The following is a 15,790-nucleotide window of genomic DNA, read 5'->3' as shown; positions in this document are numbered from 1 at the left end:
TTCAGTCGTTCTTCTTAGTTCGTAGTAACGACTTCAGTCGTTCTTCTTAGTTCGTAGTAACGACTTCAGTCGTTCTTCTTAGTTCGTAGTAACGACTTCAGTCGTTCTTCTTAGTTCGTAGTAACGACTTCAGTCGTTCTCCTCCGGTATTCAAAGATTTTAATGTTTGAACCCCCCTAAATATTAAACCTCCCCTGATCCAAATCAGAGGAGGTCAAAAAATGATGTCGTTAAATCGGGCAAGTTTAATCAATCGCGTCCCAATCCGAATTGAATCTACCCTTCAACTGCGATCGCCTGACCTTTTTTCCGGGACCGACTGCCGGCAAAGGTCAACCCTAACGCCAATAACCCCAGCATACTAGAGGGTTCCGGCACGGAAACGTCCCCGTCGCCTGGAACACTTGCTACAGCAAACTCACCCAATAATGCCACCCCATCATTCGCACATTCCGCGAACAAATGAGCCACAAATTCACCCACCGGCATTAAAGACTTATCAAAACTAAACCCAAAAGTATGGCTTCCCATCGCAGAGAAGTTACCGAAATCCAACCCTAACCCGGTGAAATCATTGATGAGATTAATTCCACCCAACAAATTCCCGGTCTTAATGGAGTTCAGAACCTTATGAGTTCCAGTAATTTGACCGGCAAAGTAGGAGTCATTGTAAGCCAGGTCACCCATAGAAGCACTGCCACCTAGATTATTAACTGTGTTCCTGTGGTGTGTTAAATTGTTAAATCCAGAGTTTGTACTCGTCACATTTTTGAGCGTCACATTATCATAAACCCCAACGCTGCTCACCCCAGAATCGCTATCTTCAGTAAACCGGATGCCAAATAAATTGCCACTGGCACTCGCGGTTTGCGCGTTCTGACCGGAAAAGTTGAAAATTAAATCGCCCCAGCCAATATGACCATCTGCTGCACCACCAGACCTGGCCCCTGTAATTGGCAGATTGGCGTTAATCGCGACAAAAATACTGTTGCTTTGGGTGTCCTCTTTAACAGCCATCCCATACATTTCGTATGTACTGCCAGCCCCAACAGTATTCCCGTTTTGCACCCCATCGTTAAACGAATCAATGGCGTAGTTCCAGCCATTGTGTAGCTGTCCTGCATTCGCTTGGGGTGCAGTAACCCCTAACAAACATACGGTGGCGGCGGCGGTTCCTAAAATAGAGTTGAATAGAGTTACTTTCATAATGGTTCCCTCGTCACTGGTGTTTAACTTTCTGGCTTATATTCATAATCGTATGAACTTTTTTGGGGAAAGACAAGTCTTTTTTTTAAAGCTTGAGTAAAGAAAGTCCCTACAATATCCCCCCATAGGGGTTATTTGAATACGGTTGGATTAGGCCACTTTAATTCATTAAGTTTAAATAGTCCGTATATTCACGTAAAGATTCACCAACCGATGTGAGTTAGGGGGGTAAATCTTTTTTATTTCCAGAGCTTGATTCAGTGAGGATACGCAACCACTCAGAGGGTAGAAACTTTATAAATCATTTGAAGTAGGCAGGAAACAGAGGGCCTCTCTTCCCGGATGTTTGAGATTACCTTACAAGTTGATAGAGGTTCCGACTGTGCAGTTATAAAAAAAAATCATGGATTTAAAGTTTATTGAATATTAAGAATTCAGGGATTTTAAAAGATATCACTCGGGAGTAATTCGCAAAATTGCCCGGATAAGACAGCGGGGAGCCTTGGGAAGAAGCGGCGATCGGGGACCCGGTGAAGCGCAAACACCCCAGGCAAGGTACAATGCACAATTTGATGTCGCGCAGCTACTGGATGAAATGCAAATCAACTGGCAAACCGCTAAAACTTACGAAGATATTCTGTATGAAAAAACCGATGGGATTGCCAAAATTACCATCAACCGGCCCCACAAGCGGAATGCCTTCCGTCCGAAAACGGTGTTTGAACTGTATGATGCCTTTTCTAATGCGCGGGAAGATAGTCGCATTGGGGTGGTGTTATTGACAGGGGCGGGACCTCATACCGATGGCAAATATGCGTTCTGTTCCGGTGGGGACCAAAGTGTGCGGGGGGAAGCGGGATATATCGATGAGGCGGGAGTTCCCCGTTTAAATGTCCTGGACTTGCAGCGGTTAATTCGGTCCATGCCGAAAGTGGCGATCGCCTTAGTTGCGGGATATGCAGTCGGGGGGGGTCATGTTTTACACCTGATTTGCGATTTAACCCTAGCGGCAGAGAATGCTATTTTTGGGCAAACGGGACCGAAAGTGGGCAGTTTTGATGGGGGGTTTGGGGCCAGTTATCTGGCGCGAATCGTGGGTCAAAAGAAAGCGCGGGAAATCTGGTTTCTCTGTCGGCAATATAATGCCACCCAAGCGTTGGAGATGGGGTTGGTGAATGCGGTGGTGCCGGTGGAACAACTGGAGGCGGAGGGGGTGACTTGGGCGAATGAAATTTTAGAGAAAAGCCCGATCGCCATTCGCTGTCTGAAAGCTGCCTTTAATGCCGATTGCGATGGTCAAGCGGGGTTACAGGAACTGGCGGGGAATGCCACGATGTTGTACTACATGACCGAGGAAGGGGCGGAAGGAAAACAAGCGTTTCTAGAAAAAAGGCAACCAGATTTTCGTCAGTATCCCTGGTTGCCATAATGTTTTAATGCCTTTAAATCATGCAACCCGGTTTGGATTTCCAAACCGGGTTTTTACCCCTGATGTTTAAAAAGTGGCGATCGCGATCGCTTCTGGAGTTTAACCCCAGAAGCGCGATTTGCTGAGTAATTCTACTGAGCGATTCAACCCAATAATCCGGTCGTTTAACTACTGGGGAGTTTGAGGGGCGCTAAGTCCCGCGCTGTACTGGAACGGTCAGCGTCGGGATACATGGACCCCTCAAGTCAATTAAAGGGTATGTGCTTCGCACACGCTGCGCGAACGATGCCCTGAAAATTGACAATCAGTGGAATTGTCATGCTATAATATTATCACAAATTATTTTTACGGTAATGTTGAGAGCAACCAAGTACAGAATTTACCCAACCTCCGAGCAAAGACAACACCTTGCTCAGAGTTTTGGTTGCTGTAGATTCGCTTGGAACTATGCTCTCAACCTAACCAACGAAACCTACAAAGCTACGGGGAAGGGCCTGGGTCGCTTTGCCATACAGAAAGAGATAACTAATCTCAAGAAAGAGCATGAATGGATGAAAGAACCTTATTCCCAGTGCTTACAGGTTGTTGCCCTAAATTTGTCTAGGGCTTTTATCAACTTTTTTGAAGGGAGGGCGGCTTATCCTCAATTCAAATCAAAGCACCGTAACCAATCCATTAGTTATCCCCAGAATGTCTCTATTGTAGAAGATGGCATCAAATTCCCCAAGATGGGAATTGTTCATGCCAGACTACATAGACCTATTGACGGGGCAATCAGAACAGTCACGGTGTCGATGAATGCTTCATGCCAATACTTTGCCTCTGTCCTAGTCGATGATGGGGAAGATATCCCCGAAAAAACTGCTGAAGGGAAAGCGGTAGGTATTGATTTAGGCTTGACTCATTTTGCTATCACCTCCGATGGGTCTAAGTTTGATAACCCCCGTTGGTTAGCTAAACATGAGAAAAATCTAAGAGCCAAGCTTGATCGGTTGTCCAGAAGGCAAAAAGGCTCCAAAAACCGTAACAAAACCCGTAAGCAGGTAGCCGGGGTACATAACAAAATATCTCAATGCCGGTCAGATTTTCACCACAAGCTGTCACGCAGGATGGTAGATGAAAACCAAGTCATAGTGGTAGAGAATCTAGCAGTTAGGAACCTGGTCAGAAACCACTGTCTCGAATCAGCAATCAGCCAAGTGGGATGGGGTCAGTTCTGTACCATGCTGAAGTACAAAGCAGAGCAAGAAGGGAAAGTTTACCTTGAGGTAGACCGATTCTTTCCTAGCTCCAAAACCTGCAATGTTTGCCTCAATCAAGTCAGAAGCCTGACCTTAAATGTCAGAACTTGGCAGTGTGAAAAGTGTCAAACGAAGCACGATAGAGACATAAATGCTGCCAAGAACATCAGAGATGAAGGACTGCGTATTTTATCCTCGGGAACTGGGGAGTTCGCCTACCGCCCAGGTGTAAGTCGAGATAGTAGAGGACGCAAGAAATCTACTGTCTCGCAGTCTGTTGGGTAGGAAGCCGACGGTGTAATCTCTGATTCACCGTTCGGTAGTTCACCTTGTATTAAATGAATGAACGTGAATGTCAAATTTTTTGTAACTTTAGCTGACTGAGAGAAAATGCTCACCGTTATCCGGTGGATTGAGGGGGGTAGAGACAACCACCGAATCGGTTTGAGCCTTGTCTCGCTCTGCTGAAGGTTGGTGGAATGCCCGTTCTAGGGAGAGAGTCCCTGCCACCCGGAGTCGTTGGTCTTCCAAGACGATCGGATCGGGTTTAATGTCTTCCCACGAAGGAGCAAAGGGCGGTAAAGCTAAGGAACAAGCTTTCCAGCCTCCACGAACCAATACACCGAGTTGTTGGCAGTTTCCACCCCTGCGGCCTTCAGGGGTATAGAACCGACAATGGCGACAGGATGACGATTGGCAATTTGAGGTCTTCATAGGGGTGCTTGGGGGACAATCAAATGATGCTTCTATTATGATGTAAGGTGATTTTACGCAGGAAAGCCATCAAGCCTTTATCCCGTATAGGTTTAAGCGATCCCCAATGAAAAATCACCTTAATAATTTCTTTATTATTCTGTAAGAAATAGCAACAATTCAGTTAAGTAACAACTCACCTCCACCCTTCCCAACTGGATGATTTCAAGCTGTAAATTCATGGGGATCAATATTTTAGCTAGTCATTTGCCTCCCTGACAAGGGGAGATTTCAGAGAAGATAGGCTCAATAAATGCTGAGGGTTTGCCATGTAAATCAGCAGTTGGTGGTCCCAAATCGAAATAAGTCAAGGCAATCAAGACAGAGATTTGAGGGAGATGTTTGCAATAGAGGTGGGGGTATGGGTAATCTCGAAAGACAATGCTGGGGGGTTGGGCTGGCTCCTTCAAAACTCTAATTCACCGCGAATGGAGGATTGAGATTGCCTTGAGGAAAGACCGACGATCGCCCCTACCCTGACCACTGTTTCGCAGCACAGAGGGCGCAAACCGACCAGCGATCGAGTTCCCCGGGAGGTGTAGGACAACCACAATGGGGACAAAGGGGCAAACCCTGCGATCGGGCTTGTACCCCTTGTGCCCAACGCTGGAAAGTCCCTTGAGCATTCTCAACCTCACCGGACTTACCCAGATTTTGAGAATCCACCCCAACTGTAGAGGCGATTCGCGAATCGCCTCTACAGTTAGGGTTTAACTTTAAAGATGGGGTAAGTCCTGGAGCAGAACCCGTCGGAGTTACGGTATCAGCACTCAACTCAGCCAGCCGAGAAGGATGATCCTGCCAAAGTATTTCTTGATCCGCCAAATCTGGACATTTCACATCAGATTTAGACCAATCCTTGGGAGAAAAGCGAATATCGGCGATCGCCTCAGAGCGCCCCACATTTAACCGTTGCAAAATCCGGCGGCGCTCAAACATCAGGTTTTGGGCCCAAGCCGCGCTCGAAGTCGCCACCCGCAGCACCCCTCGTTCCACCGCCAAAGGACGGGTATGCTGAGTAATCTTCGGTCCGACGGCGATCGCCCAAGATTCAACCAACTGCTGATATTCCCGTTGCTTTTGTCCCAGGGTCTGAGCCGCCAGAGCGCCTAAAATATGATCCAGAGAGTTAAAAGCCATCGAGTCCAACTCAACATTGAAGTGAAACATTTAAAATGGGGTGCAACAGTACAGTCTGTGACTCTTGCAATGCCTCCTATTATAGGGATGGGTATCAGGCAGAGTCAGACAAACTCCCTATCGTCAGGGAGCCACCCACAAGGCGAAATCATCACGAAATCACACAGGAGAGAGGGCATGAGCGAACGGTCCCCCCAGGCGAGTCGAGCCACAGTTTCCCCAGAGCAGGGATTAAAACCGGCATTAGCCGCAGTGCTAGAAAGTTTAGACGTCAAGCTAGAGTCAGAATTAACCCGCTATCGGCGACAAAAACGGGGTGATGCCGTGCAACCGTCCTACTCCGGGAATGGGTTGACCCCCCCGCAAAAAACCGCAGTGGATTTAATTACCCTGTCCCCCAGTAGCACGCCACCCCAGCAGTCTCCCGCCTTAGAACTGCCCAGCGCTCAGACGTTGAAATTCGAGGCCCTCAAACCGATGCCCGGACCTGACGCAGCAGAAACGCCAAGTGCGGCGGTTAACGGGAGTCAGAATCAGCCTGTGAATATTCCGGCGATCGCCACCTCCGGGGACAACGGCAATGGCTCATCCGCAGCCAATCCAGAAACTGCCAATGGCATCGACTTATCTACAGAAAGCCCCGGTGCGATCGTCGGACCGACTCAGGGAACTAACCCCCAGGATCCCAATGAGTATCTCGACTCTTCAGAAAAATTAGTCAGTAGTTTAGATCGAGACAATGCCAAAAAGCTGGCCGAACTGCGGGCTAGACGAAAAACTCGCTCCCAAAATAGCTTCCTGAGTCCCTTGGGAATTGGGTCAATGCTGTTATTTGTGGCAGCAAGTGCCACCTTAGTTTATGTCGTGACTCAGATGGGAGAGGGTGAAAACCCCGGCACGCGGCAACAAGCCAATCGAGGTGGAAATGGGAATAGTCAAGTCTCTGAGCCGACCTTGAGCAATGAAGGAGGGAGAATTACCCCGGATTTAACCAATTCCCAGTTTAAACCCTTGGATTTAGGGAATCTGGGAACCCTGGAGGAAAAACCGCCGGTTGCAGTTCCGACACCGAGTCCCCAAGGGTCTGTCCCCGCACAGACAGGGGCAGTCGCCCCAACGGTCACGCCCAACCCCGCCCCCGGTACTCCCGCCCCAACTTCCCCCGGATTGAGCAATCTGACCACCGATTATCTGGCGGGATCCGGACAGCCTACCGTGACTCCACCGGCCACCGGAACCGCCCCCACAGTCACTCCGAATGGGGGGACGGCAGCACCGGGGGTACCGGGGGCACCGGCGACGACTACCGGGGTGAGTCCGGCGTCATTCCCGGGGTTTTACTATGTGGTGATGGATTATCAGAATGATGAGAGCCTATGGAAAGCCAGAGAAGTCGTCCCCGATGCCTACCTGCGGGAGTATCCCATTGGGGTGAAGATTCAGGTTGCAGCCTTTGAAGATCAAGCCTCAGCTCAAGCAATGGTGGAACAAATGAAGAAGCAAGGGATAACCGGAAAAATTTATAAGCCTTAAGGGCATAGACTCCACAGGGTTAGAGACTGCGATAGCATAGGATTAGGGTTCGTACCCGGTCCGCACCAGGCAGGATGTGAGCACTAGACTCTAGGCGATCGCCCCTTGGGGGACGGGGGTTTTAAAAACTTGCCAGCCCTTGGTCATGGCATAGAAGGCGATCGCCTTCTTGGGAAAACCCTGACATTTGAGCCTGGGACCAGGGGCGAGCTTAGACGCACTATGCAACTGATATGGAGTCCGTTATGGGATTGTTTGACCGAATCATGAGGGTGATTCGCGCCAATATTAATAATCTAATTAATAAAGCCGAAGACCCCGAAAAGATTCTCCAACAGACGATGATTGAGATGCAGGAGGATTTGACCCAACTGCGACAAGCTGTAGCTCAGGCGATCGCGACCCAAAAACGCACCGAGCGTCAGTACAGCCAAGCTCAGTCCACCGCTGACGAATGGTATCGACGGGCGCAGTTGGCCTTGCAGAAGGGGGATGAAAACCTCGCCCGCGAAGCCCTGACCCGTCGGAAATCCTACCAAGATACAGCGACGGGCATGAAAGCACAGATCGACCAACAAACTGGAGTGGTGGAACAGCTCAAGCAAAATATGCGGGCTTTAGAAGGTAAAATCGTCGAAGCGAGGACAAAAAAAGACCTTTATATTGCCCGTGCGCGCTCCGCCCAGGCATCCGAGCGACTCAATGAGATGCTCGGGAACGTCGGGACTGGGAATGCAATGGCCGCTTTTGAGCGCATGGAAGAAAAAGTCATGCAACTCGAAGCGCGATCGGAGGCAGTCGCGTCCCTCGGTGGTGATGACCTAGAAAAAAAATTTGCTTCCCTAGAATCCGGGGGTGAGGTAGACGAGGAATTAACGGCAATGAAAGCGCAAATCAGCGGGAGCAACCCCGCTCGTCCTGAACTTCAGCCCGTCTATGCTCCCTCAGATCCGGAAATAGAAGGAGAACTCCAAAAACTCCGCGATCGCATGGAGGAGTAACCCTGGGGATGGGGTTTCTTCTCCATCGCTCTTCAAGGAGCAACCTCCCACTAGGCTGCCTCCGGTTAAGCCCTCAATTTAGGGTGAATGTGCCAGAAATCCGTTCCGTTGCTTCCCGTCAAAATTGATAATTCTGTGAATTGGCAAGTGCTCATGAGCGAGCAAAACTTTAAGCCTTACCCTTTAAAATAGGAATAGGAATTAAACCCACTTAGAAAAACTCCCCTGAATCAGTGCCTTCGGAGTCAATATTCCAGGGGGTCCATCCACCCAAAAATATATCGGGATGTAGCGAGAAAGCGGATGAAGTTTTTACACTAGATTCATCAAGAGAGTCTTTGGTATTCGATCGCCGCAGTCACCTTCTGTCTCCGGCTGACACCGAGTACCATCAAAGGAGATGGAATGGGTGAGGACCGTTGCCACCCAATCAATCAACAGCGAGGATCTCAGGCCAGCAGCCTGTCCATAACAACCTACCTTGTAAACCCGAAAAGGAAAAATAGCATCATGGGATTGTTCGATCGCATTAGCCGAGTTGTCAGAGCCAATCTTAACGATATAGTCAGCAAAGCGGAAGACCCAGAAAAAGTCCTAGAGCAATCTATTATCGATATGCAGGAAGACTTGGTGCAGTTGCGCCAAGCCGTCGCTAGTTCCATTGCCAACCAAAAACGCACTCAGAAACAGTACGAGCAAGCCAACAACGAAGCCAATACCTGGCAAAGTCGCGCCCAACTCGCCCTCCAAAAAGGGGATGAAAATCTCGCCCGCGAAGCCCTGGTTCGCAAAAAATCCAACGCTGAAACCGCTGCCATGTTAAAAGCCCAACTCGATGGGCAGTTAACTCAGGTGGATAACCTCAAGCGTAATTTAATCGGTTTGGAAAGCAAGATTTCTGAAGCGAAAACCAAGAAAAATATGCTCAAAGCTCGGGCGCAAGCGGCTAAGGCGAACGAACAGCTTCAAAATACCCTCGGTTCCATCAATACGGGTGGCTCAATGGCAGCATTCGAGCGGATGGAAGAAAAGGTGCTGCAAATGGAAGCCCGTTCTCAAGCAGCTTATGAAATTGGTGGCACGAATCTGGAAAGTCAGTTCGCGCAATTGGAGGCGGGAAGCGATGTGGATGATGAACTCTCAGCCATGAAAGCTCAACTCACCGGCGCATCTCCGGCTCAAAGTCAACTCCCCAGCGCCGGAGAAAGCAGCGCTCCCAAATCCGCTGTGGATGATGAATTGGAACAGTTGCGATCGCAACTCAATGACGGTTAACTCACCCCTTTGATTTTCCACAACTCCCTGATGTTCATCAGCTGGCTTGTCTTTCCTTCTTTCTGACTAAGGCGGCCCTCTACCCAGGGAGTTGTGGTTTTTTTTTCGATAAATCGCCCATCTCCCCATCCACCAAGGACCCATGACAAATGACCCATGACAAATGACCCATGACAAATGACCCATCCCCCATCCCCCCATCCCCCCAGTGCCTCCCCTGCTGTAAAATAATCACAGTTTAATAACATGGAGCGATCGCCCCGGAGTTGCGATCGCCGAGTACCTGATATTTGAAAGCGGTGGGCATGAGTAGCATTATCAAAGTCACAGATACTGAGTTTGGAACCGAAGTAGAACAAGCAACCACCCCAGTATTGGCCTATTTTTGGGCCAGTTGGTGTGGGCCTTGCCGATTGGTCTCTCCCTATATAGACTGGGCAGCATCAGAATATGGCGATCGCCTCAAAGTCCTTAAGCTCGAAGTCGATCCCAATCCTGAATCGGTGAAAAAGTGCGGCGTTGAAGGCGTACCGGCAATCCGCGTCTTTAAAGACGGGGCGATCGTGGAATCCTTTGAGGGAGCCATTACCAAACAGGCATTAGCCACCCTGATCGACGCCCATCTCTAAAAACTGATTGAAATTCCCTAACCGGACTCACCCCTGGAGACCTATTTTATGATGAGAGCCTGCGTAGGCAGGCTTTGTTAGTATAGCCCCACCCTTGAGGGTGCGGGTTTAGCAGATCCAGGTAAACCGGATTCCGTATCCGTTGCACTCCATCAGCTTCTCACCCGTTAACCATCATGCAGTTTGCTAACCGTTTAGAACCCCTGCGTTCCAATGTCTTTGCGGATATGGATAACGCTAAAGCTAAGGCAAAAGCCGCAGGATTGAAGGTCATTGATTTATCCTTGGGGTCCTCGGACCTCCCCCCAGCACCCCATATCGTTGAGGCGATCGCCTCTTCTTTACCCGATCGCAACTCTCACGGCTATGTCCTGTTTCACCGCACCCAAGCTTTTCGCGAAGCTGCCGCCCGGTGGTACCACCAGCGCTATGGCATTGCAGTAGACCCCCAAACTGAAGTCCTCGCCTTAATTGGCTCCCAGGAAGGCACCGCTCATTTACCCTTAGCCATTTTAAATCCTGGAGATTTTGCCCTCCTCATGGATCCGGGCTATCCCTCCCATGCCGGTGGAGTGTATTTAGCCAGTGGTCAAATTTATGGGATGCCTCTGCGGGAAGAAAACGGATTTCTGCCCGTTTTTGAGGAAATTCCCCCAGCGGTCCTCAACCAAGCGCGGATGATGGTTCTCAGCTATCCTCACAACCCCACTACCGCGACTGCTCCTCTGTCGTTTTTCCAAGAAGCGGTTGCCTTTTGTCAGCAGCATCAGTTAGTCCTGGTGCATGACTTTCCCTACGCCGATTTAGTCTTTGATGCCCAGATTTCCGTGCCCTCCGTCCTGCAAGCGGACCCGGAAAAAACCGTTTCTATCGAGTTTTTTACCTTGTCCAAATCCTATAATATGGGCGGATTACGGGTGGGGTATGCCATTGGCAATCCCGAACTGATTAAAGCCCTGCGGCAAGTCAAGGCGGCAGTGGATTTTAACCAATATCAGGGCATTCTCAACGGGGCGATCGCCGCCCTCACGGGACCCCAAGACACTGTAGGCGAAATGACCAGCATCTTCCGCAACCGTCGAGATGCTTTCGTCAACGCCCTCCATCGCATCGGCTGGCAAGTGCCGATGCCCGAGTCTACCATGTATGTCTGGGCCAAACTCCCCGAACAGTGGGCCAACAATTCCATCGGCTTTTGTACCCAAATGGTGGAAAAAACGGGTATCGCTGCTTCTCCCGGTTCCGGGTTTGGCAAAATGGGTGAAGGGTATGTGCGCTTTGCCTTAGTTTGGGATCCGCCCGTGTTAGAAGAAGCGGTGGAACGAATTGCCGAGTTTTTGAATTCATAATTTTACCGAGTCCCACAATCTGGCAACACAACCGATGAGTGCGTCTTATCGGTTGTTTTTTACAAAAGCCACACCAGGAGAAAACTTGAGTAAAATTTCTGAGCTGAAACCGCCTAAGTTTAGCAACTCTTTACACAAACTTTACGAGACTCCCCTCTAACTTTATGGAAAGTTAGAGGGGAGGGGGATAAGATCAGGGCAGGTTGTCAGAAATTCTATCTGTTATTAATAAACCTTAAAGTTGAGACCCTCTTAAGGTATAGAGGGCGGCAGCCAGACCTAACCCTGGGGCAATATATGGAGTCAACAAGTTCTAAATGATCGCGCCTTTAACGTGATAGCGATCGCACCATCCCGGGAAATTTCGAGATTTAATGAGACATCCGCAACACTCAGCGGAATCACAAACCTAAACCTACTTGCACATTCTTACGGAGACCCCAATCATGACTGGATTCGTTAATAAACTCGCACTCGCCACTTCTCTTGCCGTCGGTATGACTGCGATCGGCAGCGCCCCCGCCTTTGCCGGTAGCTTCACCGGGAGCGTTTCAGGCCCTAACCTTTACTACGACTCCAATGGCACGAATACATTTCTTGGGGGTACCAACGTCAATAGCGTTACTTTGACCGGGGATAGCACTGCACCGGGAAATAATATTGAGTTAGGTGGCACTACGGCACACTCCAGCACCGCAGATTTCGGGAATGCCTCAACCCTCAGCGGCATGATTGGAGGTCAATCCATCACCCTGAGTAGTATGACAGCAACCGACTGGTTTGGAGCCAGTGTGGATACATCCTTTGGAGCAGATAACTTTGCTAACCAATGGTTCAACGCCGCCTTGGATGCCTATAATTTCGATACCATTGCCGCCTTAGCTGCAGGGTTCGGACACAATTTAACAAGATCCACGCTCTTTAGCACCTTTGTCGGTGGTGGTGGATTTGCCCGAGCCAGCGATCCGAATATCTCCTACATCAATCAAGAGAACAATCAAGTTAAAATCGGCCTAGCCGGTCACTTAACATTAAATACTGATATCAATAACTTCCTGACATTGCAAGGGTTAGGACACTTTGCCGGGTTCGTTCCCCAAAACGTGCAACTCAGCGAAATAGTGAAGGTGACTTACGGTGGAGAGACGGGCTACTTTTCGAGCCTGTTTGCCACAGGTTCAGGACTGTTCGACATCGCCGATGGCCGCTCACATAATGGCAATTATGAAATTACCCTAGCTGCCATACCGGGCAATGACGTTTCTGTTCCCGAACCCTCCACCATGCTTGCTCTGATGGCAGTGGGAGGTCTCTTTGCTACCGCCAAGCGCAAAACTGCCAAAAACGCCTAAATTATCTTAGGGTATAGGTTTGATAGCCTCCTCAAAAAAGGAAGCCTCCGGGCTTCCTTTTTTTATCCCAAATTTCAGGGAAAAGATCAAGGGGAAATTCCCCCGTTGGTACTAACGACTTCAGTCGTTCTCCCCTTCTGGGTATCACAACCTCAGTCGTTTCCATGCCAGAAGATCAGCCGTTAGTTATCCCCCATTACAAACTCGCCTGCAACTTATCCAATAAGCCCTCAATATAATCTAAGGCACTGGCGATCGTCTGGGGATTTTCGATATCCACATCTACATACTTCCGCAACGCCTCCACCTGATTGAGACTCCCACCTGCCGACAATAACTCCAGATACCCGGGAATAAAATCTTTACCCGTTTCCAGATATTTTTGATAACAGGCTAAACTCACAATATTGGAAGCAGCGTACTGGTAGCAATAAAAAGGCTTAAAGAAAATATGCCCAATTCGCGCCCAATCATACTGGTGTTCCGGTAATAATTCCACGGAATTTCCACAGAGATTGCGATACAACTCCATCCATTTTTCATTGACGAAGTTGGCATCAAAGCTGCCTTCTTTGGCGCGATCGTGAATCGCCAATTCCAACCGACTAATTGTACTTTGCCGGAATAGCAAATTGAACTGGTCCTCCAACTGCCGCGTCAGCAACGACTTCATCAGCGCCTTATTGTCTGCGGCAGTTTTCAGCAGGTAATCCAGCAACAGCAACTCATTAAAGGTCGAAGCAATCTCTGCTAAAACCAAAGGCGGATTGCTATTATAATAAGATTGAGCATCATCAATCCAAGCAAAATGCAACCCATGACCCATTTCATGAGCCAGGGTAAACAAAGAATTGTAATCGTCCGTGTAAGAGAGCAATAAATAACTGTGTTTACCGTGAGAGTAGGCACAAAATGCACCACCCCGTTTGCCCGGACGAACCTTGGCATCAATCCAATTTTTTAAGAAAAACTCTTCTGCACGCCGCGCATAATTGACATCAAACTCTTGTAAGGCATTCAGCAAGGTTTCTACCCCAGCTTGATAGTTGACTGGGGGTACAGGTTCCTCATCCTCGGTCGTCCAAGGTGCATAAAGGTCACAAATCCGGATTTTCTGACCGAGTGCCTTTCCTTTGAGTTGATAGTAGCGATCGAACAGTTCAAACCGACTCGCCGTCCCGTCCATAATGGCACGGAAAACAGGTTCAGAAACCTCATCAGCTAACAATTGCTTATGCAAAGTGGAGGAATACTGGCGCATCTGACTTTCGATGCGATGATCCTGAGTGACGGTATTCAGAATGAACCCATAAAGGGAGTTGTGCTGTTTGAGAACATTTCGCACCGAGAGATAGGTATTGTACCGCACTTCCGGTGAGGGATGAAACAACAAGGCACTCAATTCCGCCTCATTGCTGGCACTTTTGCCATCGGGGGTCGTTACGGGTTCATATTCTTGTTCTCCCAAATGCACCGATCGCAATTGGATAAACGCTTGCCGACCCGTGAGACTGTCTTGATTGCGCGTTTGTTCGATTTCTTCGGAAAGGGTGTGAGGACGAAACTCCGCAATGCGATGGAGATAATGGGTGTAACTTGCTAGTTCCGTAGCAGCGAGTAATTGGTTAAAATTCTCTTCAGAAATCTGCTGTAATTCTAGGTCAAAAAACAGCAATTGATTCTCGATCGCCGTTAGCGCTTCCATCACCTGATCCAGCAGTTGCTTCGCTTCCGTATTGCGCGTATCTGCTGAAAAGGTCAGGGAAGGATAGGCATAGACATAACCGGAGACTTGACCGATTTCTTCCAATTCTTGTAAACAATCGGCGATTTGTTCCGGGGTGAGTGCAGCAACATTGCCGCGATAAGTGCGACGAAACCCCGCAGCACGATGCTGAAGGACTTCTAAATCATGCTCGATCTGCGGGTCATCAAACCCTTGATAAAGGTCTGATAAGTCCCACTCCTGGGGATTTTCCAATTGCGCGATCGCCGGGGATTGAGGGCTTTGAACCAAAGTAACACTCCTTTGTCACAGTTTGCTACTTCTATTATGAGGGAAATTTTCCCCATTATCCACACCCAGTCCGAGTACGGCAATCCGAACGGACTACCTGAGTCTATCAGGGGAGCAGATTCCGGTGCAGGTAAATTAATGTAAACCCTGGAAATTATCATAGACCTTTTTAGCCTAAAATTACAGATAAAATATGGCAATTAAACCCGAGTTCCATGGACATAGATAACCTCTGTAAATACCTAGCCGCGAAATATCCACAACGCTTTGCCTCTTGGATATCGCGAAGAATCATTACCTCACCCGTGGAGGTGTTAAAAACCGAATTAACCCTAGAACCCGTGAGGGCTGATTCCGTGATTTTCTTCCGGACAGACGAGGAAATTCTCCATTTAGAATTTCAGGTAAAAGTCCCCAAGGATAGACCGATGCCTTTGCGGATGTTAAATTATTGGGTGCGCCTATATTGGCAATATGGACTGCCGGTGAGACAGGTGATTATTTGGTTGCAACCCACCAGCAATCCAGCGGTGTTTGAGACCGAATTTATCAGCGAAAATACTCGCCATCGATATGAGGTCATTCGGATTTGGGAGGAATCTCCCGAACTGTTGCTTCAAGACCCAGCATTGCTGCCCTTGGCGGTGTTAGCAGCGACTCAAGAACCGAACCAACTCCTGGCGCAAGTGGCCCAGGAAGTGGCTAAAATAGAGGAAACTGAACTGCGCCAAGAAATCTCTGCTTGTACCCAGATTCTAGCGGGTTTACGGTTTAACAAAGATACGATTACTAACTTTTTCCGGGAGGAAATTATGCAGGAATCCGTGATTTACCAAGATATTCTTCAAAAGGGACTAGCCAAGGG

At 48.8% G+C, this 15,790-nt stretch carries 14 protein-coding genes; 9 read left to right on the top strand and 5 right to left on the bottom strand.

From position 1 onward, the window contains the following. Positions 1 to 276: 276 nt before the first annotated feature. Entirely contained in the window at positions 277 to 1,206 is a 930-nt protein-coding gene (locus NG833_RS24290) for a PEP-CTERM sorting domain-containing protein (RefSeq protein ID WP_254567849.1), read from the bottom strand. Positions 1,207 to 1,801: 595 nt separating this feature from the next. On the opposite strand from NG833_RS24290, the gene menB reads away from it, so the two are divergent. Next, entirely contained in the window at positions 1,802 to 2,635 is an 834-nt protein-coding gene (gene menB / locus NG833_RS24285; protein WP_254567851.1) for a 1,4-dihydroxy-2-naphthoyl-CoA synthase, read from the top strand. Between the two features lie 353 nt (positions 2,636 to 2,988). Next, on the top strand, positions 2,989 to 4,161 hold the full coding sequence (locus NG833_RS24280; protein ID WP_254567848.1) for a transposase: 1,173 nt from the start codon (positions 2,989 to 2,991) through the stop codon (positions 4,159 to 4,161). A gap of 87 nt (positions 4,162 to 4,248) precedes the next feature. Here NG833_RS24280 and NG833_RS24275 read toward each other — a convergent pair whose 3' ends face one another. Next, positions 4,249 to 4,590, bottom strand: a complete 342-nt coding sequence (locus tag NG833_RS24275) for a hypothetical protein (RefSeq protein WP_254567847.1) — start codon at positions 4,588 to 4,590, stop codon at positions 4,249 to 4,251. Positions 4,591 to 5,100: 510 nt separating this feature from the next. Continuing rightward, a complete protein-coding gene (locus NG833_RS24270; RefSeq protein ID WP_254567846.1) occupies positions 5,101 to 5,769 on the bottom strand; it encodes a DUF721 domain-containing protein in 669 nt (222 codons plus the stop codon). 177 nt (positions 5,770 to 5,946) lie between these two features. Between NG833_RS24270 and NG833_RS24265 the strand changes: the two genes are divergently transcribed. Further along, positions 5,947 to 7,302, top strand: a complete 1,356-nt coding sequence (locus NG833_RS24265) for an SPOR domain-containing protein (protein WP_254567845.1) — start codon at positions 5,947 to 5,949, stop codon at positions 7,300 to 7,302. 90 nt (positions 7,303 to 7,392) lie between these two features. Here the strand turns inward: NG833_RS24265 and NG833_RS24260 are convergent, their stop codons facing one another. Then, positions 7,393 to 7,530, bottom strand: a complete 138-nt coding sequence (locus NG833_RS24260; RefSeq protein ID WP_254567844.1) for a hypothetical protein — start codon at positions 7,528 to 7,530, stop codon at positions 7,393 to 7,395. Between the two features lie 17 nt (positions 7,531 to 7,547). On the opposite strand from NG833_RS24260, the gene NG833_RS24255 reads away from it, so the two are divergent. From NG833_RS24255 to NG833_RS24235, 5 genes are all read left to right on the top strand, one after another. Continuing rightward, positions 7,548 to 8,303 (top strand): PspA/IM30 family protein, encoded by a 756-nt coding sequence (locus tag NG833_RS24255; protein ID WP_254567850.1) that lies wholly within the window; start codon positions 7,548 to 7,550, stop codon positions 8,301 to 8,303. A gap of 510 nt (positions 8,304 to 8,813) precedes the next feature. After that, positions 8,814 to 9,578 carry a PspA/IM30 family protein gene (locus tag NG833_RS24250; RefSeq protein WP_254567843.1) on the top strand — a complete coding sequence of 255 codons (765 nt, stop codon included), beginning with the start codon at positions 8,814 to 8,816 and terminating at the stop codon, positions 9,576 to 9,578. Positions 9,579 to 9,883: 305 nt separating this feature from the next. After that, positions 9,884 to 10,207, top strand: coding sequence for a co-chaperone YbbN (locus tag NG833_RS24245; protein ID WP_015151304.1), 324 nt, complete (start codon positions 9,884 to 9,886; stop codon positions 10,205 to 10,207). 176 nt (positions 10,208 to 10,383) lie between these two features. Beyond that, complete coding sequence (locus tag NG833_RS24240) at positions 10,384 to 11,556, top strand: LL-diaminopimelate aminotransferase (protein ID WP_254567842.1); 1,173 nt, start codon at positions 10,384 to 10,386, stop codon at positions 11,554 to 11,556. 446 nt (positions 11,557 to 12,002) lie between these two features. Beyond that, positions 12,003 to 12,908 (top strand): NF038130 family PEP-CTERM protein, encoded by a 906-nt coding sequence (locus tag NG833_RS24235; RefSeq protein ID WP_254567841.1) that lies wholly within the window; start codon positions 12,003 to 12,005, stop codon positions 12,906 to 12,908. Positions 12,909 to 13,104: 196 nt separating this feature from the next. On the opposite strand, the gene NG833_RS24230 is transcribed toward NG833_RS24235, so the two are convergent. After that, positions 13,105 to 14,925, bottom strand: coding sequence for a M3 family oligoendopeptidase (locus NG833_RS24230; protein ID WP_254567840.1), 1,821 nt, complete (start codon positions 14,923 to 14,925; stop codon positions 13,105 to 13,107). Between the two features lie 215 nt (positions 14,926 to 15,140). Between NG833_RS24230 and NG833_RS24225 the strand changes: the two genes are divergently transcribed. Beyond that, positions 15,141 to 15,790: hypothetical protein (locus NG833_RS24225; protein WP_254567839.1), on the top strand; the 650-nt coding region annotated here is incomplete at its 3' end.

Origin of the sequence: Oscillatoria sp. HE19RPO (assembly GCF_024220515.1) — a bacterium.
In the GTDB taxonomy this organism is placed as follows: Bacteria; Cyanobacteriota; Cyanobacteriia; order Cyanobacteriales; family Laspinemataceae; genus Laspinema.
This window is presented reverse-complemented; position numbering and strand designations above follow the sequence as displayed.

Bases quoted from the DNA above. Each gene is read 5' to 3' on its own strand.
- NG833_RS24290 (WP_254567849.1), bottom strand. From the start codon at position 1,206: ATGAAAGTAACTCTATTCAACTCTATTTTAGGAACCGCCGCCGCCACC.
- menB (WP_254567851.1), top strand. From the start codon at position 1,802: ATGCAAATCAACTGGCAAACCGCTAAAACTTACGAAGATATTCTGTAT.
- NG833_RS24280 (WP_254567848.1), top strand. From the start codon at position 2,989: ATGTTGAGAGCAACCAAGTACAGAATTTACCCAACCTCCGAGCAAAGA.
- NG833_RS24275 (WP_254567847.1), bottom strand. From the start codon at position 4,590: ATGAAGACCTCAAATTGCCAATCGTCATCCTGTCGCCATTGTCGGTTC.
- NG833_RS24270 (WP_254567846.1), bottom strand. From the start codon at position 5,769: ATGGCTTTTAACTCTCTGGATCATATTTTAGGCGCTCTGGCGGCTCAG.
- NG833_RS24265 (WP_254567845.1), top strand. From the start codon at position 5,947: ATGAGCGAACGGTCCCCCCAGGCGAGTCGAGCCACAGTTTCCCCAGAG.
- NG833_RS24255 (WP_254567850.1), top strand. From the start codon at position 7,548: ATGGGATTGTTTGACCGAATCATGAGGGTGATTCGCGCCAATATTAAT.
- NG833_RS24250 (WP_254567843.1), top strand. From the start codon at position 8,814: ATGGGATTGTTCGATCGCATTAGCCGAGTTGTCAGAGCCAATCTTAAC.
- NG833_RS24245 (WP_015151304.1), top strand. From the start codon at position 9,884: ATGAGTAGCATTATCAAAGTCACAGATACTGAGTTTGGAACCGAAGTA.
- NG833_RS24240 (WP_254567842.1), top strand. From the start codon at position 10,384: ATGCAGTTTGCTAACCGTTTAGAACCCCTGCGTTCCAATGTCTTTGCG.
- NG833_RS24235 (WP_254567841.1), top strand. From the start codon at position 12,003: ATGACTGGATTCGTTAATAAACTCGCACTCGCCACTTCTCTTGCCGTC.